The organism is Alkaliphilus crotonatoxidans (genome assembly GCF_054658015.1).
In genome coordinates, this window is sequence record NZ_BAAHXS010000005.1 from 25,172 (window position 1) to 46,035 (window position 20,864).

Below are 20,864 nucleotides of genomic sequence, written 5' to 3' on the forward strand. Positions count from 1 at the left end.
ATAATCTTGGGAGGTAATTATAATGAAAAAATTAAGTAAAATCTTATCAATAGCAATATGTTTTTCACTATTCGTTTCTGTCCAGGCTATTGGAATTAATTCTAATTTTAGCAAGTGCAAACAAGTTAGGGACAAGTCTATAATTACACAATCATTTAATGGTGGTTTTACAACCTTTAGTAACCCTAACCCAATGGAACGTTAAACATCAACAGAGTATTTTTCAATAAAGGCACAGTACATTTACTGTGCCTTGTTTTTTCATCCCCCCACTACCTTCAACAAAACCATTGTAGTCATTCCCAAACCTAAAGTCCAAACAATACTTTTTGATTTATAAGCCACTAGCGCTGCTACTATACCGCTCAAAAGATAATGGTTAGATAGTGAAATATCCAGGGTGTCCTGGGGCATCAATAAAGATGGAACGATTAAAGCGGTTAAAATGGCAATCGGTACGGGCTTAATCCATCGGTGAAGCCATGGAGGAACCCCGGTAACCTTGAACAATGCAAAGGCTCCAATCCGAGTTAAAAAGGTAACTACTGCCATGGCTAAAATAATGATCATTACATTATAACGCATTTTTCTCATCCCCCTTAGTCAGCAGTCCCCCCACCAGGCATGAAAGCAGACAGGTAATGATAATATACCATTTTCCCGGCAAGTAAAGGGCTGTGATGACAGCCGTAATCGCCGCCACAATACAGATGATTCGATTATTCCTGTCTGACAAAAGGGGCAATAGTAAAACTAAAAAAGTTGCCGGCATGGCAAAATCAAGGCCCCAATCCAAGGGATTAGGAATATAAGCTCCTAGAGAAACCCCCAGGGCTGTAGCAGCAAACCAGGTTCCATATAAGCTCAGGCCTACCCCCAGGTGGTAGTGGCTGTTGTATCCATGGCTCATTATTCTGGAGCTGACTACAGCAAAGGCTTCATCGGTCATTAAAAAGGCCAGCAGCGACTGTAGGGGCACCGGCAGCTTTTCCATATGGGGTGCCAGAGAAAACCCCATTAATAAGTGCCTTAGATTTAATAATAATGTTGTGGCCACAATAAGCCCTCCTGTTATACCGGCCCCCAGCATGGTAATGGCGGTAAATTGGGCGGAGCCTGCGAAAACAATGGCAGACATCATTATCGTTTCCAGGGGCTTCAGCCCCACTGTGATTCCCATAATACCACAGGTAATACCAAAGGGAACGGCCCCGATCAACAGGGGAATGCTATCTATTGCGCCAGCTTTAAATTCATTGAGTACAATCGGTCTGTCAATTGTCTTCCCCATTACAACTTCTCCCTTCTCAAAAATAAAAATAATATATTTACTTTACCAGGCAGGAGAATCAAAGTAAATATCCAATTAGATAATAATAATTATAAATTGGATACCAAAAGGGGGTATTTTAAAAAATGGATATGTACAATTTACTTAATTCCCATGAGTTGGATGCCGATTCAGGAAAAGCAAGATACCTTCAAATTGCCGATTTAATTACCAGCTATATCGAAAACCAGATCATAAAAAGCGGAGCAAAGCTCCCCCCTGAACGGGAGTTGGCAGAAATGTTCAAGGTGAGCAGAACGACCGCCATTAATGCCTATCGAATTTTAGAACAGCGAGAATTGATTGAAACCCGAGTAGGCAGTGGCACCTACGTATTGGCCCAAAATAGTAATCCTCAGGGGGAGGCAGAATTACCTTGGTCTCAAATTATTCCTCCCATGCAGCAAAGCCCAACCGCCAATTTACTTCGGGATTTAGTAGCAAACGTTGAGACTGAAAATTCTATTTCCTTTGGAGCAGGTGTACCTGACCCTGATATTTATCCCCTGAACTTTTTTAGAACAGTGGAAAATATTGTTTCAGCCCCTGCCTTAAGCCATATTCCAACTGAAGGCTACTGGCCCCTGCGTGAAGAGCTGGTTAACTTTGTACGGGAAAGAAAAATTGCGGCGGCCCTTAATCAGATTATGGTCGTATCGGGTTCCCAACAGGCCCTGTACCTCATCAGCAGAGCCCTGGTGACCGCCGGCGACTATGTTGTGGTTGAATCCCCCGCCTATCTGGGAGCAATACAAGTGTTTGAAAATGCCGGAGCCAGGCTTCTTCCCTTTTCCCTAAAGGATTTTTCCCTCGATCTGCTGGAGGACTATTTTATCAGATATCGGCCCAAGTGCATGTACGTCAATTCCTGCTATCAAAATCCCACTGGCAGATCCCTTTCACCGGGAGAGCAGGCTGGATTAAATCAGCTGGCTAAACGATACCGGGTACTCTTAATTGAAGATGATCCCTATGGCTTACTTTCCTATGAAGAACAGTCCCCCGCCCCCATTCGGTCACTGGAAAGGTCTGAGGGAGTAATTTATATTTCTACCTTTTCTAAAATACTTTTTCCTGGCCTAAGAATTGGTTTTATAGTAGCCAATGAAGCCCTTTTAGATCGATTGACCATGGAAAAGCAATTGGTTGATCTCCATAGCAGTAATTTATCTCAATTGTATTTAACACAATATTTAAAGGAGGGACATTGGAAGGCCCATATTAATATGGTCAGGGAGATATACAAAAAAAGAAGAGATGTGATGGCAGAAGCCCTGAGGCATTATTGTAGCGACTTGATTGACTTTTCCCTACCCCAGGGGGGCTTTTATATTTGGTGTCGAATTAAATTTCCGGTTTCCACCACAGCCCTCATGGATGAGGGGGCCAAGGCTGGCCTGGTGTTTGTTCCCGGTGACGCCTTTTTCTTTCATACAAGAAATCAACCCTTTGTAAGGCTGTGCTATGTCACTCAGGGGGAAGATGCCATTACAGAGGGGATAAAGCGGCTGGCCAAGGCCCTTGAGGCCCTTAAAAGACGAAGTAAAGAAGGTCTTTCCCCTGCTTCTCACCACCCTATTGTTTAACCTAATCCTCTGTATGGCTTTTCCAATAGTAGATTGCCAGCTGGGTTCGATCTCGAAGCTCTAGCTTATCTAATATGATAGATAGCATATTCCGTACCGTCCCCTGGCTAAGGTAAAGCTGTTCGGCAATTTCCTGATTTGAAAACCCCTGGGCCACCAGCTCGGCTATGTCTCGTTCCCGGGGGGTAAGCTGACGAAGGGGCTTTCTACGGGGCTCCATAATTTGTTTTAAAACATTATTGTCAAGTACCGAGCTGCCTGATTCCATAGCCCGAAGCTGTTGAGCCATGCTTGAAACCTCAGTAGATTTTATCAGATAGCCCTCGGCCCCCGCCAGCAGAGCCAGGCGAATATTTTGTTCATCCTGAAAGGTTGTCAGCATCATTACCCTGACCTGGGGCCACCTTTGCTTAATCTGTCTTGTGGCCTGTATGCCATCCATTATGGGCATTTGAATATCCATTAAAACCACATCGGGTAAAGCCTTTTCCGTTTCACAGATATTAATGGCCTGGGCTCCATTTTCGGCCAAGGCTATTACCTCTATATCCCCTTCCCGGTCAAGCAACACCTGAAGGCTTTGACAAACCAGGGGATCATCGTCAACGATTAAAATTCTCACGGTTTTGCCTCCTTTATTATATTATCTTCTCAAGTCAGATTAATTATTTAGTTCATTGGCAAGACACAAATCAACCGGAATCCCCTGCTGCCATCGGTGGTAACACTGCCCCCCACTGCTTTGGCCCGCTGTCTTAGCCCCCTGAGACCCATTCCTGGCCTTAAGACTGTCGCCCCGGTTCCATTATCCTCTATAGAAAGTCTTACAATATGGGGAGTGACATCTAACAGCACTGTAACCCTTGTAGCATTGGAATGACGAATGACATTGGTCAGGCCTTCCTTAAGGCAGGGCTTTAAAATACTCCATAGATAGACCGGTATCCTGGCGGTATCCCCCTCTACCTGTAAATGAAGGGGACAAGCAGTAAATTCCCTGCAAATGCTTTGAAACTCATCAATTCCAGGGGGCTGAATGGGTTTAATGGCATAAACCCGCTCCCGTAAGGCTTGGGCACTGCCTAAAAGCCGTTGCCGGGCTTGAAGGAGCATTTCCCTTGCCTTGGGATCATTCTCCTGCCATAGCTGCTCAAAGGCCTGTAGTGCTAAAACAGAGGCTGTAAGCTCGTGCCCCACGTCGTCATGCAGTTCCTGGGCAATTCGATTTCGCTCAGATAGCTCTGCCATTCGGGCCGTTTGAATATTTGCCAGCAGTAATTCGCCCTTGAGCTTTTCCAATTCATACCGCTGCCGCCGCTCCCGGTCTGCCTCCTGCCGATAGGCCCTGGCACCCCATTGCCAGCTATGTATTATGGTACCCGTCATGGCTGACTGCAATAAAATAACAGCAAGGGCTACTGAAAAATGAGGGTAAAAAATGATATAGGCTACAATGGGCAAGCCAAACCATGGTTTAGCAAGAATCATTGCCTCAAACAGAGGAATGGCCAGTCCGTATGCTGCCTGGGGCCAGAGAAAAGCCATACTGATGCAAGCGGCCTGATCTAGGAGTACAGTCCACCCAGGCAGGTTAAAGCGCCACCTGGCCAAAGCTAATAAAGCCAAAAACAGCAGAAGGACTACCCCCAACTGACTGCTGCTTCTTACCCATAGCAGACTCAGCAGGAGTAATCCCAAAATCCTATAGATCATAATACTTCCTTCTGGCGTTAATTTTTCCCATTCCTTTTCCATGCTCTACCACCCTCTAATACTCGTCAATAACGATCATTTTACACAATCCTTCTTTTACTACCCAATATTAGAAAAGACAAACTAAACAGAAGCATCATACCCAGGGGTAGGAGCAGTTCTCTAGCAGGTTTGCCCATAATTGCCAGCAATACGCCCTCTGCCAGCCAATAGGTGGGCAGAAACATTGCCACCCGTTGAAGAACTGCCGGCATAATTTCAACGGGCCACATAACACCACCGATCATTCCCATTAGTATAATTATACTTGACAGAAGGGTAAAGGCTGCTTCTTTATTGCGACACAGTGTATACCAGGCCAAACAGAATCCAATGGCGGTTAATGAGAAAAAGGAATAGATAATGAACAGCCAGAGGGGAGCCATTAGGGTTTCACCATGATATAGCTTTCCCAATATTACTACCACCCCATTGAGTAAAATTAAAAGCATAGAATAGGCCAGCAGATTTTGACTTAAATATTGAAAATGGGTGATGGGCGCTACACCGATTCTCAGCAGGGTTCGGTTACTGCGGTCTTCTAGAATGATACCGGCCAATCGGGCTGCAATGAAGAAAAGCAGCAACCCGTAGTATTGAAAGCCCATGGGAAGGGGATAGAAATCCCCCACTGGCAGAAAAACTGCTGCAATGGGTAATATCAATATCATAGCCACATTAGATAATTTCCGAAAAAACCTTTTAAATACAAAGTAAAATATCGTCATACCAGCTTCCTCCTTCCCAAAACCGTTGCCAGTAATGCCATTACCGCCGATGCTGCCAATAAAATTCCCAGGCTTAATACCCCCCTGTCTATATTTTTTTGGGTAACAAAGCTAAGAATCGCATTTTCCCCCAAAGAAACAGGATTTCCATAGGTTGTAAGGAAATTAAAGAGGGCATTGTCGGGAAGGCGAAACCAAACGCCTGCCAGGGCCATTGAACCCAGGCCATAGACCTCGCCCAGACGTTCTGCATGCTTAAAGTTTTTAACCCCCATTGCCAGCATCAGAAAAACAAGCTGGGTAAGCAAGGAAAGACTCACCAGTACAAATAAAACGAGGCCTATGCTTCCCCAATTCACGCCATAAACCAATTGAGTATAAATCACCATGACCAGCCCTTGCAGGGCACTGAACAGCGTACAGGTTATCAGAATGGAAAAGGCATGAAGATGGACAGGATAGGGCAGAGAATAAATGCGCCATTTTTTAGCACTAAACAGATCTTCCTTGATATATTCCATTGTATAAAAACCGCCAAATAACTGAAAGGAAACGATTATAGTAATGGAAATTCCGTCGATTACCGGAATTCCCAGCCTCTCATTGAAACCATTGCCTGAAATCATAGCAAGTATCGTAATAATTAGCAAGGGTATGCCTAATAGTATGATTAATGCCAAATACCCCCGAAGCATCCTTCGTAGCGTGAAATAGCTAGACTTTAAAAGCATTTCTATTCCCCCTCTCCATCCCTCAGGCGCTTGCCCGTCAAGGTCAAAAATACATCCTCCAGGGTGGGCTTATCTGCATTGATTGATTTAACTCCCCCGGCTTCCCTTGCAATGTTTAAGGCTTGATCTAAATTCCCCGAGCCTGCCCGGGAGATGATGGTAATTGTTCTACCCTTCAGAATAACCTGTTTAACCCCTTCGATTTTTTCGAGCCTTTTCAGGAGCATTTCTGTAGGCTCCATTACCTCAAGCTGAATTTTTTCCTCATGTTGAATCCTTTCCACCAATTCATCAATGGTTCCCTGGGCAATGATATGACCTTGATCCATAATTACCACCCGGGATGCAATGGCCTGAACCTCCTCCATATAATGGGTTGTATAAAGAATACTGGTACCCTGTTGTTTTAATTCCTTGACGGTTTCAAGTATGTGATTTCTGGATTGGGGGTCAATTCCCACGGTAGGCTCATCCATAATTAAAAATTTTGGCTTATGCAGTAAAGCACAGGCAATATTCAAACGCCGCTGCATTCCCCCTGAGAACTTTTCGGGGAGCTTTCTGGCAAACTTAGTCAGACCTACGAATTCTAACACTTCATCCACACGATTTTTTAATACATTACCCCGCAGTCCATAAATACCGCCGAAAAATTCAAGATTTTCCCTTGCGGTTAGATCTCCAAATACAGTAATTTCCTGGGTAACCAGGCCCAGCTGTCTTTTAATCTCTATTATATGCTCTTTTTGTGGTTTCCCGAAGACCTCAATTTCCCCCGAATCAATTTTAATCACCCCTGCCAGGGCATGAATAAGGGTCGTTTTACCTGCACCATTGGGGCCCAGCAGACCCAGTATTTCTCCCCCGGCAATATCTAAATCAATATGGTCCAGGGCCAAAAACGAACCGTAGCGTTTAACAACCCCCTGCATATGTGCTATTACCATTTGAATTCCTCCCAGCTTATTATTTTATTAATATTATCATAGCAAAGGAAGGCTATACCGAATAGTGACAAATGTAATGGTGACATATGTAACTGCCTATTAAACTAAAAAACCCTGCAATTAGGAGTACATGCCTCCTTTTACAGGGTTTAAATCATGATATTAGGATTTTTTGTAGGCCTGGTAATGGGTATCTATGGTCTTGATAATGGCCTCCCTGGCCTGGGGTGAAATGATTCCAAAGGGCCTTCGACAGGGGCCCACAGGCTGACCGATTAAATTGGTAGCAGCCTTAATAATGGAATTGGGGTTCCCGTATTGAAAGCAGTCTCTGATGGGTCTGATGGAATCCTGGGCAGCCCTGGCCTTTTCTATATCGCCATTTTTCCAACGCTGATAAATGCTGACCATAATTTCGGGTAAAACATTGGCTACAGCCGTAACGCCCCCCTTGCCCCCCGCCATCAGGGTCCATAGAATTAACGAATCGTTACCCGACAATACTGAAAAGGTACTGGCATCTGTTGTCTCAATATAACGAAGTATGTTATCAAAGCTCCCGCTGGAATCCTTTATTCCCACAATATTGGTATGCTTTTTCACCAGTTTTTCAACTGTTTTATACTCGATCTGATTCCCCGTTCGGGCAGGAATATTATATAGTATAATGGGCAAATCTGTTGACTGGGCAACGGCGCTGTAATGTTCAAAAATTTCTTCCTGGGAAATGGCTGCAAAGTAGGGTGAAATAATGGAAAGGGCATCTACCCCTATTTTTTGGGCCTCCTTGGAAAGCTCAATGGTGTCCTTCGTTCCAACACAGCCGGTGCCCCCATAAATGGGCACCCTTCCCCCTGCTTCTTCAACAAAGATCTCTAAAACCCTCAGCTTTTCATCCTTATTCAGAATATAGGCCTCTCCATTGGTACCCAGGCAGAAGATACCGCTGGCTCCGGCACGGATTTGCCGATTAATCTGATTTCTAAGCTCCTGCTCATTGATGCTTCCATCCTCAAACATTGGGGTTACAACGGCAGGTATAATTCCTTCTATTTTCACAGACAACACTCCTTATATGATGATACTTTTTTGATAGGTTTGATCTGTTTCAGGATAATCTGTACGCATATGGGTGCCTCGGCTTTCCTTTCTTTCCAGGGCAGCCCGAACCATAATCAGAACAGACTGGGTAATTTGATAGGTCTCTGTATCTTTTTTAATTTCAGGCCTGCTTAAAATTTCTTCTAATTTTTCCTGGGCCGTCGCTAAATCATGGCCGTTTCTGTAAATTCCCAGTACATTGAGGGCAAGCTGCTTAACCTGGGGTACAATTTGTTGATATACCCCCTGATCTTCCAGATAATCTACAGGAAATTCCTCATCTGGTATAGCGATTTGCTTTTTAGCAATGGCCTCGGCGCACAACAGACCTGAAAGAGTGGCCTGAGCGGCCGCATTCCCTGCCAGCCGGCAGGCACCATGGATTGATCCTGCCGCTTCTCCGACGGCATAAAGGCCCTTAACTGTTGATTCGTAGTCTGAGTTAACCTTAATGCCCCCTGAATAGCTATGGGCCATGGGGCCCACCTCAAGCAGCTCTGTTGCAGGATCAATGCCTGCCTCAACCAGTCTATTATAAAACCAGGGGTAGGCCTTTAGGGTCTCAATTGGGATATGCCTTAAATCGGCATAAACCCCTTGGTTTTTGGTTCCCTTTCCGGCCTTTACCTGCTTCCATATTTCATGATTAATGAGGGTTTTAGGGGCCCCCGCCTCTCCCTGGGGCCTGACCTTAAGCATAAACCGTTCCATCTGGGTATTTAACAGATGGGCACCTTCCCCCAGCATGGCCGTGGGGCAGGGTTCTCCCAGGGCGCCAGGGGGGCTAAGCACCACCATTGGCTCATATTCTAGAAATTCCATATCCACCAGGGCTGCACCGGCCTCCCTGGCAATGGCTATGGTATTTCCCTTGATATCCTTTGGATAGGTGGAAATACCAAATAAATTTCCTACGCCACCCCAGGCGGCCACTACGGTAGAGCCATAGGCATTATAGACACCTTCTTTGTCCTTTACGGTAATCCCATAGACCTGATTATTCTCAGACAGGAGCTTTACACATTCACTGCCTAAATAGATATGAATCCCCTTTTCTGTTAAACCATCCTTCAGCTTTTGAAGTATTTCGTTTCCGATTAGTGTATCGGTATTACATAGAGAACGGGGATAGGTTGAGCCCGATGCATGTCTCAATCTGGGGCTTCCATCCTCTAGGGTTGAAAACTCAACATCCCATCTTTTCAACAGCTCGTAGCCGGCCCTGGTGGCATGGCACATTGAAGATACCAGTTCCCGGTCATTAATTTCATAGCCAGCCCTTAGCATATCGTTTATATACTGCTCTGGTGTATCACCATAGGGGTTATTTTCTAGTACAAAATTAATGGCTGCAATATAGGGAGTACCGCCATAGGCTGAAGCATAAATTCCTATATTTCGTTTTCCCAGCTCGTAAAGCCTGGCAGCCGTGGCCAGGGCCCCAAGGCCCAGACCCACAATAATAACCTCATGACGATGCTGCTTCATTCTGCACTCTCTCCTAACTTCACTGATTTTTTATTTCTTTTCATCAACAAATATCCAATCATGATGATTCCCAGACAAGACCCAACTACGTCGGTAATCAATTCCGGCACAATCAACGTAATGGCAGCCACAAACAGAATGGCCCTTTCATACTTTTCAAGGGGTATAAAGAGGTATCCAGCCATGGCCCCAGCAAACAAATAAGTTCCAAAGAAAAGGATGACCGACGACACCACGATCTCTAAGGGAGTACCAATCAGCAGGATCCCTGGATTAAATACAAAGATAAAGGGAATTAAAAAGGCCACCAGTGAAAACCTGAAGCCCGTCCACCCTGTTTTCCAGGAATCTGCCCCGGCGATTCCTGCGGCGGTAAAGGAAGCTAAACACACAGGGGGTGTGATTTGGGCCATAATACCAAAATAAAATACAAACATATTGGCAGGCAAAGCCGGAATGCCCAGTCTGATCAAGATTGGAACAAATAATACATTAGAGACCAGGTAGGCTGCCACCGTTGGAAGGGCCATTCCCAGCAGCATACAACCTAGGGTCGTTATGCCCAGGGCCAATATAATATTGCCGCCCCCTACCCTGGCAATAATTGAAGATACCTTCGTGGCCAGACCCGATTGAATCACGATACCAATAATAATACCGCAGGCAGCCGTTGGTATGGCAATTTCAGAGGCCTGCTTAATGCCCTGAATGATGGATTGACCCAATTCCTTAAGGGGTACATAATTCTGGCCCCCCAGAATGAACCTGCTGATTACGTTGATAATCAAAACACTATAAATTCCCATCAAACCTGCTTTCATCAGGGACGCTCCAGAAACCATATAATACACCAGCACAAAGGCAGGAATGAGTAAATAAAGCCTGGGAAGGATTCTAACGGAGTCAAATTTAACCGCATCAGAATCGGCGTTTAGATGCTTTTTCTTAGCTATGAAATGAACCAGCAGTAATACCGATAAATAATAGGCAATGGCAGGAATCAAGGCACCAAAGGCCACCCTTGAATAAGGTACCCCCAGCATTTCTGCCATAATAAAGGCTCCGACCCCCATGATGGGCGGCATAATTTGGCCGCCGGTGGAGGCAATGGCTTCAATGGCCCCGGCCTGTTCGGGCTCGTAGCCGACCTTTTTCATCATAGGAATGGTCATCACTCCTGTGGTAGATACATTGGCAACTGCACTGCCGCTGACCATTCCCATCAAACCAGAGCTGATAACAGCAGCCTTTGCCGGGCCGCTGGAGCTTTTATCGGAAAATTTCATTCCAATATCAATCAGCAATTGGCCACCGCCGCAGGCAGAAAAAAGTACACCAAACATAATAAAATAAAAGAGATAGCTGGCCGATGTATAAAGGGGTGTACCTAAAATCCCATCGGGCCCCATAATCATCAGCTCAGTAAACTGCTTCAGGTTGGTTCCTCTAAATTTAAACAATGCAGGAGCATATTTTCCGAACCAGGCATATAAAACAAAGACACCGATAAAGCAGGTTAAGGTTAACCCTAATACCCTTCTTACTGCTTCAAACAGGATTACCATCATGACAACCATGGCAATCATATCGATCCCCTCGATGGGGGATATATAGGGTACTCTCCCCTGCAGGCGGGAGGTTTGGCTGACAAAATAATAAAATAAATAGGTAATTCCTATGAAAATAGGGATATCGATCAGCTTCATCCACGGTCTTTCACCGCTTTTATCCGCCGGATTATTAATAAAAACTATCAATAGTGCAAAGAGTAAGTGAACTGGACTTTGAAGCATCGGATGTAACGGTGAAACAATGGCTATATAAAGCTGAAAGATAATCCAGGCAATACTGACCGCCACCGATGCTAAAAATTTTGACTTGTACTTCATTTTCATACGGATTCCCCCGTTTAGTATAATATTATTGCTTATCATCTAAGTGGTAATGAATACAGCATAGTAAGCTGCCTCTATGCTGTATTCTTTTCTATTGTGTTTTATTTCATATAACCCATTTCACGATAGTACCTGATGGCACCTGGATGTAGCTCGGCTCCAGTTTTGGCCGGTTCCCAGGCAGTGGCAGGATCAAAGGTTGAAAGGGCATTATGGGCATTCACCAAGGTTTCCTTTCCTTCACAGATTGCCTTGGTAATGGCATAGGCTGTAGCCTCATCAATATCTGCCGAAGCCAGTACCACCTGGGGTGAACCTACTGATTTAATTTCCCTGTCTTGTCCCTTCCAGGTTTCAGCAGGAATGTTAACGTTTCCCCAACCGATATCGTTTAGTTTTTGTCTGGTGCTTTCAGAAAGCTCAGGAAAAAACATTTTTGTAGTCATACAAAGCTCTGTAGTGGCGGATTGGCCTGCTGCCACGTGATCAATGGTCATATCGGCCTTGCTGTCCTTTAATAAGCTCACAATGGCATCGGAACCGGTTTGGGTTACACTGCCGCCCCAGGACTCTATTGTGGCATAGTCAACACCTAGCACTTCAAAGACCTTGGCTGCTGCCATTTCACCAAAGGCACCGGATGACTTGACGGCAAGGCGAATTGGATATTGATTTTCTACAATTTCTTCCACCGTTGTAAAGCCGGTTCTATCAACAAATTCCTGGGTAAATAGAATGTTAACAAAATCCTGTCCTAATCCCCCCACCAGGGCCCTTACATTGGTAGTGGGCGGATTGCCTAAAATACCATCTTCTGCCGCCCATCTGGCGGGGGCTGCATTTCCAAGGGTTAGATCGGCAGACCCATTGTCGATAATAATAGGTGCCCCTACACCACCGGGAGAAGTGGTTTGTACGTCAATTAATGAACCCTGGGGCAAGGCTGCCTCCATTAGCTGGGTAATGGCGGAAGCATAAACATACATACTGGTTCCTACACTTTGGGTTGCAAAATTCAATTCAACAGGCTGAAGGCTTTCACCTTGCCCCTGGGACCCTTCGGGGCCCTGGGTTTCATTGGAGCCACAGCCTGCCACCAAGGCCATTAACATCATAATCGAAATTACAAATGCTGCTGCTTTAAACGCTTTTTTCTTTTTCATTTTAATTTCCCCCCAATTATTTTCTTTGATTGTTTATGAGTTGAACACCATACTCAATGGCATTAACCAGACTGATCTCGCTGGCTGTTCCTTTGCCGGCACTTTCAAAGGCTGTACCGTGATCAACAGAGCTTCTTATGATTGGTAGACCCAGGGTAATATTAACACCACTGATTTCACCCCATTTTTGCTTTTCACGGTCATAGACAAAGCCCACCATTTTTAAGGGAATATGACCTTGATCATGGTACATGGCCACCACAATATCATACCACCCGCCCCTGGCCTTAGAATAAACTGTATCGGGCGGTACCGGGCCATCCACCAGCATACCTTCACTTATTGCCCTTTCTATGGCGGGTATAATTTCTTCTTTTTCCTCCCACCCAAAGAGGCCATTTTCACCTGAATGGGGATTTAAACCCGCCACTCCAATTCGTGGATTTGGTATTCCCAGGGCCTGACAGGCCTCATGGGCTATTTTGATAACATTGTAGACCCGTTCCTTTTTCACTCGATCACAGGCCTCTCGAAGGGACACATGGGTCGATACGTGAACCACCCTCAGATCCTCATGGGCCAGCATCATCGAATAGTTTTGGGTACCCGTCAGCGCTGCGTAAATCTCTGTATGGCCTGAATAATGGTGACCTGCCAGGTTTAGAGCCTCCTTGTTTAAGGGGTTGGTGACAGTACCATGGATATCCCCTGCAAGGGCCAATTCGATGGCCCGCTTTACGTATTGAAAAGCTGCATTTCCAGCCATGGCCGATACATTTCCATATTCAAGCCTTTCCAGATCAACCACCTCAAGATCATATACGTCAATGGTACCGTAGGTAAATTTAGCCTCTTGAACATTTTTAACGGAATTAATCTTAATATGCTTCATTCCAACAATTTCTGCTGCCTTGGCCAAAACCTTTCCATCTCCAATGACAATGGGCCTTAAGGTGTCGTACAATGGTTTTTTAGCCAGGGCCTTAACGGTAATTTCTGGCCCGATTCCTGCCGGGTCTCCCATGGTAATTCCTAAAATAGGTAAAGAATTCATTGCTTTTTTCCCTCCTTTTTTCATTGCATCTATGTCTTAGGGCTACATTACTTTTTGGTAGATTTCTCTGATATCCTGTAGACTTAAAGGCTTAACGTTGTTATCCAGAAGTCTGGTCACCTTGCTGGCGGCCTCTACTAAGAAGTCTATATCCTCAGCCTTCACTCCAAACTCCTCTAAGCTCGTAGGAATTTGAGTATGATCTACGATTTCAGCAATTAGCTTGATAACATAGCCGGCCCGTTTTTCTGGGGATTCTGGGGCCATGGCGGGATTAACAGCATCGCAGATCATGGCCAGCTTATCCTGGCAGGCATCTTGATTAAAGGCCATCACCTGGGCCAATAAAATGGCGTTAGATACCCCATGGGGAATACGGTATTTTCCCCCTAACGGGTAGGCCAGGGCATGAACCGCTGTGGTTCCGCTGGATGTAATGGCAACACCGCCATAGAAGGAACCCAGTAGCATATTGGTTTTGGCCTCCATATCGTCAGGGTTATCGTAGGCAGCCTTAATACTGGTTAAAATCAGCTTTGCTGCCGCTAACGCATAGGTATCACTAAAGGGGTTGGCTTTCTTGGATGTAAAGCATTCCACTGCATGGGCCAGGGCATCTACCCCCGTTGAGGCCAGTATGTCCTTAGGCAGCCCCTGTATTGTTATGGGGTCAAGAATAACATAATCAGGTATCAGATCATCATTGACAATACCTACCTTTAGATTTTCCTCCGGAACAGTCACAATAGAATTACAGGTAGCCTCTGACCCGGTGCCGCAGGTAGTGGGGATCATAATGGATTTCATGGTCTTTTTGCCGATGGACGGGTTTTTCAATAAATCTCTGATGGTATAGTCTGCATTCTTCAATATTGTATAGAGTTTAGCCACATCCATGACGCTGCCGCCCCCTATGGCAATCATGATCTGCCCCTGGGAATTTTCAACTGCTGCCATCATCTTTTCAACATCCTTTACGGTAGGCTCCGGCACCAGCTCATCAAAGACCTCATAGGCTACACCGGCCTCCTGTAGCCTGGTGAAGACCAGGTCTCCCAGCCCCGAGGCAAGGATACTGCCATAGGTAAAAATCATGGCCTTTTTAACCTGCTCCTTTTCCAATATCTCCTTTAACTGATCAATGCTCCCTTTACCACCATAAACCTTGGATGGTAATTGCATGGAATAATTTTTCATTTTAACAGCCCTCCAGTACCTTTTCTTTTCTATTTAAATATTCTATTACCTCAACCAATACATTTTTTTCCCCAAAGCCTCCAGATTTTGTCACAATGGAGGTGTTATGGGCCTTTCCCCCTATGATTCTGCCAATGGGAACCCCGGCTGTTATTTCATCCTCCAGCTCGATTCCCTGGGCCTTCAATACACTGCATATTTGTAAAGAGGTATCGCCCCCTGTGGAAACAATGGTCTGGGGCCTGACTATATCGTAGGCCTGGTGGACAATTTCTCCCAATACCCTGGCAATTAGCAGTGCCTGACTATTTTCTTCCTCTGAGCTTCTTAAAGTCACAGCATATTCTTTAAAAAGACTGGTTACGGCAATAATCAGGAGCTTTTCGCCATTTTCACAGCATTGGGTTATTTCCTGAATACACTGTACCTTTACGGCTTCTGCCCGGCCAGACTTGATTTCGTCGGCATCTACCAGAATGATGGGAGCCCCAAAGGTGTCGGCAATCCTTTCAACCTGTTCTGCGGTTTTAACACTCCTTGACCCCACCACCACCATTGAAATGGTATTGATGTCCTTTTCCTGATCTTCCCTTGGCTGGTTCATTTTCCTTTCATTGCTTAAATGTCTGGCCAGCCCCGCACTGCCGCAAAGAACCTTATTCTTGTCAATCAGCATAGAGGTGGTTTTAATTGTAGCCAGGTCTTCATCATTGACAGCATCAAGTACAAATATTTCCTTTCCCTCATGATGCCTTTTTAAGACATACTCCTTTAAATATTCAGCGCCCCTTCTAATGTCAGCCAGGCTGATGTTGCAGGCCTGCTTATTGGTTTCTTCATTAAAGATCGCCGTCACATCTACCTTTTTATTGTCGGGTAAATACAAAATACCATTTTCAATTATTCTGCCATTGTCTGGAAAGCTCGGTGCCACCAGGGCAATTTCAGCCCCCAGGCCATCCATTACGGCCTGCAGCTCAATAGCGGGATTGCCCCTCATAATTGAGTCTACCTTTTTATAGAGATAATCTATATTCAGCTGACCGAGCTCCCTGGTTAGGCTGTAAACCTTTTCATAAGCGTCACGGCAGCTCAATGACCGGGTATCGGTGTTGATGGAAAGCACCTCATATTTCTTCAAATTTTCCTTCCAATCATCATTATCCAGCAGTACCTTTACCATTGTAGAAAAACCATTAATCTGATATTGAACGCCCGTATCGCTGGCCCCTGTTAAATCATCTGCAATTATTACAACCATAGCATCACAAACCTCTCAATCTATTTGATGCCCTTTAGTAAAGCAAGGGTTGTGCCAACTTTTAATATTTGATTTTTTAATAGCGCGTAAATAAGGGATCATACCTTTAAAAATCCTCGTTTTATAGAGATGAAAAAAAGAAAGATAAAATCAAATCGGCTCGGATTTAATTCCATCTTTTTACAATAGTAATAAAATTTTATTTTTTATATGTTTTATTTTGAAACCATTTATGTTTTAAATTGAAACATGTTTCTTTCTGCAACAAGGCCTACTGCTTTATGGTTCTCCAAAGGGTGGAACGATGTATTTTTAGTATTTCACAGGCCCTTGAGGTGGACTGCCTTACCCTGTCATACACCGAATGAATATAGTATTGCTCCAGTTCCTTCAAGCTGGGCAGGCGATTCAGCTGGGCTTCAAGGTCTGCAACGATTTCCTTTGCAGGCAGATGGTTTTCTTCATAATTGACCTTAGGCCCTTTTTCATAATCCTGCCTTCCCACTGTCAAATCCTTTAAGGTAATTTCCTTCCCTTCGCAAATAATAACGGCCCTTTCCAACATCCCCTCTAATTCCCTTACGTTCCCCTGGTAATCATAATTCAGCAAAAAATCCATGGCCTCAGGGGAAAATTTTTTCACTTCCTTTTTATATCGTTTCGCATACTTGTCCATAAAATATCCCGCCAGGGCTTCTATATCCTTCCTTCGATCCTTTAATTGGGGAATTTTAAAGGAAAGAGTATTGATCCGATACAGCAGATCCCTTCTAAAGGTGGCTTCTTCAACCATTTGCCTCAGGTCTCGGTTGGTGGCGCAAATAATTCTGATATCCAGGGGAATCACCTTGTTGTCACCGACCCGCATAATTTCCCTTTCCTGAATAACCCTTAACAGCCTTCCCTGCATATCCAGGGGCAGCTCACTGATTTCATCCAGAAAAATGGTTCCCTTGTGGGCCAGCTCGAATACTCCGGCCTTTCCACCCTTTTTAGAGCCCGTAAAGGCCCCTTCCACATAGCCAAAGAGCTCACTTTCAATTAAGCTGCTGGGAAGGGCCGCACAATTCACCGCCACAAAGGGCTCCCTTCGCCTTCTACTCTCATTGTGTATGCTTTGGGCAAATAGCTCCTTTCCTACCCCAGAAGGGCCTTCGATCAGCACCGAAGAATCATACTGGCTGAATTTTTTGGCAACCTCAATGCAGTGCTTCATTTTATCACCTTTATATACAATGGAATCAAAGGTGTATTTGGCCACAAATCCCTTTTCCATCAGCTTTGTTCTGATTTCTCTTTCCAGGTTCTGTACCATGGCAACGTTTTGCATAATTGCCACAGCCCCTTTTCCCTCACCATTGACCATAATGGGAATATTGCTGAAGGTGAACTTATCACCCTGAATGGTTCTAATTTGATCAACCACTGTTTTACCCTCGGCTACCTCCCGGGCAATATCTTTAATATCCGATACGGCCTCGATACTTTTGCCCATTACCCCTTCCTTATTTACCTTGAATATTTCCTGGGCAACTCGATTGAAGGCAATAATACGATTATGATCATCGGTGGCAATCACACCGTCGTGAACACAGTCAATTAAGGCTTCATATCGTTTCGTACGCTCCAGCTCATTTTTATAGGCCGATAAGATTCCCTGGGCCTCTTCAATGGCCCAACGTATTGAATCTTCCCCGCTTTCTATTATATGACATTGATAGCCCATTTTTCTGCAAACGGTATTGACAATGGCATCCCCCATAAAGGTATAAATTCCCTTTGAGACACATTCCCTGATTTTTTCCGTCAGGTTATCATGGTCAAGAATATCAATCTTTACAATATTAATTCCCTTCATATCCTTTAACAGATCATAGCCATAAATGATATTGTTATAGCCAATGATGGCGACTCTTTCATTTTTGCCGACTATATGCCGTATGCTGTTCAAAACATCATAGGCACTGATTTTTAGTTCTACAACTGGCGTATCCAGCCCCTTCTTAATCATGGTAAAGGTACCGCCCCGGGAAATCAGCACATTGGCTCCCCTTTCCAGGGCCTGATGGGCCTGATCCAGACCCGTCTTCAAATCTCCCAGGGCAACGCCTACATTACTGTAGCCATTTTTTTCTATTACATTCTTAGCCACCCGATACATACTTTCATAGGGGGCAATCAGCACAATTTCCTTCATTGCTTCCTCCACCGTTTCTTTGAAATTATACTTCTTAATTTAATATGATAATTTTAAAAATTTTCTTTCTATTACTTCATCATTGTATCAATTGACATTGAAAAAGTAAATTCAATGGGGAATTGTAATATTTTCTATTTCCTCTTAAGGCCATGGAAAAACCTAGAGATCTTTCTCTAGGTTTGGCTGCCATAGATGAATCTTCATATTTATTTTTCCAGATTGGTCAAAGGTAACCCCTTCATCCTCCAGAAGGGCCCGCTGTCTTCCAGGGCCTCCAAAGATATGATCTGGTGACAGGGCTCCTTTTTGATTAACCACCCGATGACAGGGCGGCTTCAGCCCCCGGGGAACACTGGCCATGGCCCACCCCACCATCCGTGCCCCCCTTGGGCGACCCAGCATCATGGCAATTTGACCATAGGTGGCAACACTGCCCGCCGGGATTTTTTCAACAATTTTATAAACACTTTGAAAAAAACCCTCCATTGAAACCTCCAAAAGTTTGCTATCTCGATTGTCAGTTGATATAGCTTTTTATCTATTATAGCACTTTTCCGGGCCAGGGCCTACTTACTAGCTCCTTTTTTCATCAGAATTCTGTGTATTGTATCTATATTATTTTAATTATACCTCTATAATCCTTTCCGTTTCCAGCTTTTTATCAGACTTTGACTTTGAATCACCCTTTTCTGCAATTTTCTTAAAGCCCGAAACAGCAACTAAAAAGCCCAGCCCCATGAGTAAGACGGCAAAAATGATCTGCAAGCCGTCGCTATGAAGTACGAAATCATTGGTAACAAAGAGCTTCAGCAAAATTTTATAGATGGTCTGACCCAGGGCTGTGAAGGTCACCGCCAGCATAATGACCATTGGTCCCCAAAGCATAAAGCCTGCCCGGTTGGTTTTCTTCAAAAATACTGCCAAGGCAATTAGGGCCAGGGCTGAAAGCAATTGATTGGCCGATCCAAACAGGGGCCAAATGTTTTGATAGCCGCCGACGGCCAATAAATAGCCCATAAACAAGGTAATGCCGGTGGCAAAATATTTATCTGTCAATATTCTTGTTAAGGTCGACATATTTTTTTCATCGGTCTCTGCATCCATGAACAGCTCCTGGAAGGAAAGCCTTCCAACCCGGGCCACGGAATCCAACGAGGTTAAGGCAAAGGCACTGACCGCCAGGGTAATAATGGCGAAGGAGGTGGCGGAAGGAATACCTAATACATTCAGAAAGCCTGCAATGGCCTGGGCAAAGATGATAGGCGGTGTACCCTGGGGCAAATTTCCCCCCACTGCCATTGACCCAACGGCAATCAGGGCGATCACCGCCAAAAGGCATTCCAGCAGCATTGCACCAAAGGAAATGGGCAATATATCCCTTTCATTTTGAATTTGCTTCGAGCTGGTTCCCGACGATACCAGGGCATGGAAGCCTGACACGGCACCACAGGCAATGGTTACAAATAAAATGGGAAACATCATTTGGCCATTTACATTAAAGCTGGTAAATGGGGCCAGCTCTATGGTGGGATTATAGACAATTACCCCAATAACCGCCGCCGACATCATGGCCACCAGTAAAAATGAATTAAGATAATCCCTGGGCTGCAGCAGGGCCCATACTGGTGTTACAGAGGCCACAAATACATAGGCAAATACAAAATACAGCCATGCGTTTCTTGAAAAATAAATGGGAAAAGCCAGCCCCAGGGCAATGGATGCCACCAGCAGGGCAATCCCCACCGCCGTGGTAACCATTGATGAAGGCTTCTTTTTCTTAATCAAGATACCAAAGGCTACGGCGGCCACAATGAATAGCAGCGATGTGGCGGCAGTGGAACCATTGGCCGTATTTAATGCCCCCTCTGCCGTAAAGCCATTGAAGGTTCCTGCAACAATATCTGCAAAGGCAGCCACCACCAGTATAGAAAATAGCCATACAAAGAGCAGGAAGAGCCTTTTCCCCAATTTCCCGATATATAGCTCGATAATGTACCCGACGCTGCGCCCCTTGTTCTTGACCGAGGCATACATGGCGGCAAAGTCCTGAACTGCTCCGAAAAATACGCCCCCAATTAAAATCCATAAAAGCACCGGTACCCACCCAAACATGGCCGCTATGATGGGCCCGTTAATTGGGCCAGCCCCTGCAATAGAAGCAAACTGATGGCCAAATACAACCCCTGATTTGGCAGGAACATAATCTACTCCATCCTCCAATTCATAGGCAGGCGTTTTGGCCTGTGGATCAATTCCCCAGCTTTTGGCGAGCCATCTGCCATAGGTCAGGTATGCCCCTCCTAATACCAGAAATGCAATAAACATCATTAATACACCATTCACTTTACTCACCCCTAAATTATTAATGATAATCATACCAGCAGAAAATTCAAATGGTAAAAAAGACAATTAAAAAAGCCCTCGCCCCTTT

The 20,864-nt window shown here is 44.8% G+C and carries 19 protein-coding genes; 2 read left to right on the forward strand and 17 right to left on the reverse strand.

What is annotated here, in order from left to right:
• Positions 1–22 precede the first annotated feature (22 nt).
• Complete coding sequence (locus tag ACYQ1I_RS11315) at positions 23–205, forward strand: hypothetical protein (protein WP_459765404.1); 183 nt, start codon at positions 23–25, stop codon at positions 203–205.
• Positions 206–261: 56 nt separating this feature from the next.
• On the opposite strand, the gene ACYQ1I_RS11320 is transcribed toward ACYQ1I_RS11315, so the two are convergent.
• Positions 262–585, reverse strand: a complete 324-nt coding sequence (locus ACYQ1I_RS11320; RefSeq protein WP_459765406.1) for an AzlD domain-containing protein — start codon at positions 583–585, stop codon at positions 262–264.
• A complete protein-coding gene (locus tag ACYQ1I_RS11325; RefSeq protein ID WP_459765408.1) occupies positions 575–1,291 on the reverse strand; it encodes an AzlC family ABC transporter permease in 717 nt (238 codons plus the stop codon). The genes ACYQ1I_RS11320 and ACYQ1I_RS11325 overlap by 11 nt, the downstream gene beginning before the upstream one ends.
• Positions 1,292–1,416: 125 nt before the next feature.
• Between ACYQ1I_RS11325 and ACYQ1I_RS11330 the strand changes: the two genes are divergently transcribed.
• Positions 1,417–2,916, forward strand: coding sequence for an aminotransferase-like domain-containing protein (locus tag ACYQ1I_RS11330; protein WP_459765410.1), 1,500 nt, complete (start codon positions 1,417–1,419; stop codon positions 2,914–2,916).
• A gap of 1 nt (position 2,917) precedes the next feature.
• Here the strand turns inward: ACYQ1I_RS11330 and ACYQ1I_RS11335 are convergent, their stop codons facing one another.
• The 15 genes from ACYQ1I_RS11335 to ACYQ1I_RS11405 form a co-directional block, all read right to left on the reverse strand.
• Positions 2,918–3,538, reverse strand: coding sequence for a response regulator transcription factor (locus ACYQ1I_RS11335; protein WP_459765412.1), 621 nt, complete (start codon positions 3,536–3,538; stop codon positions 2,918–2,920).
• Positions 3,539–3,585: 47 nt separating this feature from the next.
• Complete coding sequence (locus ACYQ1I_RS11340; protein WP_459765414.1) at positions 3,586–4,671, reverse strand: sensor histidine kinase; 1,086 nt, start codon at positions 4,669–4,671, stop codon at positions 3,586–3,588.
• Positions 4,672–4,709: 38 nt separating this feature from the next.
• Positions 4,710–5,396, reverse strand: coding sequence for an ABC transporter permease (locus ACYQ1I_RS11345; protein ID WP_459765416.1), 687 nt, complete (start codon positions 5,394–5,396; stop codon positions 4,710–4,712).
• Positions 5,393–6,127, reverse strand: coding sequence for an ABC transporter permease (locus tag ACYQ1I_RS11350; RefSeq protein WP_459765418.1), 735 nt, complete (start codon positions 6,125–6,127; stop codon positions 5,393–5,395). Before ACYQ1I_RS11350 ends, ACYQ1I_RS11345 begins: the two co-directional genes overlap by 4 nt.
• A gap of 2 nt (positions 6,128–6,129) precedes the next feature.
• Positions 6,130–7,074, reverse strand: coding sequence for an ABC transporter ATP-binding protein (locus ACYQ1I_RS11355; protein WP_459765420.1), 945 nt, complete (start codon positions 7,072–7,074; stop codon positions 6,130–6,132).
• A 162-nt stretch (positions 7,075–7,236) separates the two neighbouring features.
• Entirely contained in the window at positions 7,237–8,133 is an 897-nt protein-coding gene (dapA, locus tag ACYQ1I_RS11360; protein ID WP_459765422.1) for a 4-hydroxy-tetrahydrodipicolinate synthase, read from the reverse strand.
• A 12-nt stretch (positions 8,134–8,145) separates the two neighbouring features.
• A complete protein-coding gene (locus tag ACYQ1I_RS11365; protein ID WP_459765424.1) occupies positions 8,146–9,663 on the reverse strand; it encodes an FAD-binding protein in 1,518 nt (505 codons plus the stop codon).
• Entirely contained in the window at positions 9,660–11,558 is a 1,899-nt protein-coding gene (locus tag ACYQ1I_RS11370) for a TRAP transporter permease (RefSeq protein ID WP_459765426.1), read from the reverse strand. Before ACYQ1I_RS11370 ends, ACYQ1I_RS11365 begins: the two co-directional genes overlap by 4 nt.
• 101 nt (positions 11,559–11,659) lie before the next feature.
• A complete protein-coding gene (locus ACYQ1I_RS11375) occupies positions 11,660–12,721 on the reverse strand; it encodes a TAXI family TRAP transporter solute-binding subunit (protein WP_459765428.1) in 1,062 nt (353 codons plus the stop codon).
• Positions 12,722–12,737: 16 nt separating this feature from the next.
• On the reverse strand, positions 12,738–13,775 hold the full coding sequence (gene pdxA / locus ACYQ1I_RS11380) for a 4-hydroxythreonine-4-phosphate dehydrogenase PdxA (protein ID WP_459765430.1): 1,038 nt from the start codon (positions 13,773–13,775) through the stop codon (positions 12,738–12,740).
• A 42-nt stretch (positions 13,776–13,817) separates the two neighbouring features.
• The gene (locus ACYQ1I_RS11385; RefSeq protein WP_459765432.1) at positions 13,818–14,972 is read right to left on the reverse strand and encodes an iron-containing alcohol dehydrogenase; all 1,155 of its coding nucleotides are present in this window, start codon (positions 14,970–14,972) and stop codon (positions 13,818–13,820) included.
• A gap of 1 nt (position 14,973) precedes the next feature.
• Positions 14,974–16,233 (reverse strand): four-carbon acid sugar kinase family protein, encoded by a 1,260-nt coding sequence (locus tag ACYQ1I_RS11390; RefSeq protein WP_459765434.1) that lies wholly within the window; start codon positions 16,231–16,233, stop codon positions 14,974–14,976.
• Between the two features lie 271 nt (positions 16,234–16,504).
• The gene (locus tag ACYQ1I_RS11395; protein ID WP_459765436.1) at positions 16,505–18,430 is read right to left on the reverse strand and encodes a sigma 54-interacting transcriptional regulator; all 1,926 of its coding nucleotides are present in this window, start codon (positions 18,428–18,430) and stop codon (positions 16,505–16,507) included.
• A gap of 162 nt (positions 18,431–18,592) precedes the next feature.
• Positions 18,593–18,919, reverse strand: coding sequence for an MGMT family protein (locus ACYQ1I_RS11400; RefSeq protein ID WP_459765438.1), 327 nt, complete (start codon positions 18,917–18,919; stop codon positions 18,593–18,595).
• Positions 18,920–19,057: 138 nt separating this feature from the next.
• Positions 19,058–20,776 carry a carbon starvation CstA family protein gene (locus ACYQ1I_RS11405; RefSeq protein ID WP_459765440.1) on the reverse strand — a complete coding sequence of 573 codons (1,719 nt, stop codon included), beginning with the start codon at positions 20,774–20,776 and terminating at the stop codon, positions 19,058–19,060.
• Positions 20,777–20,864 lie beyond the last annotated feature (88 nt).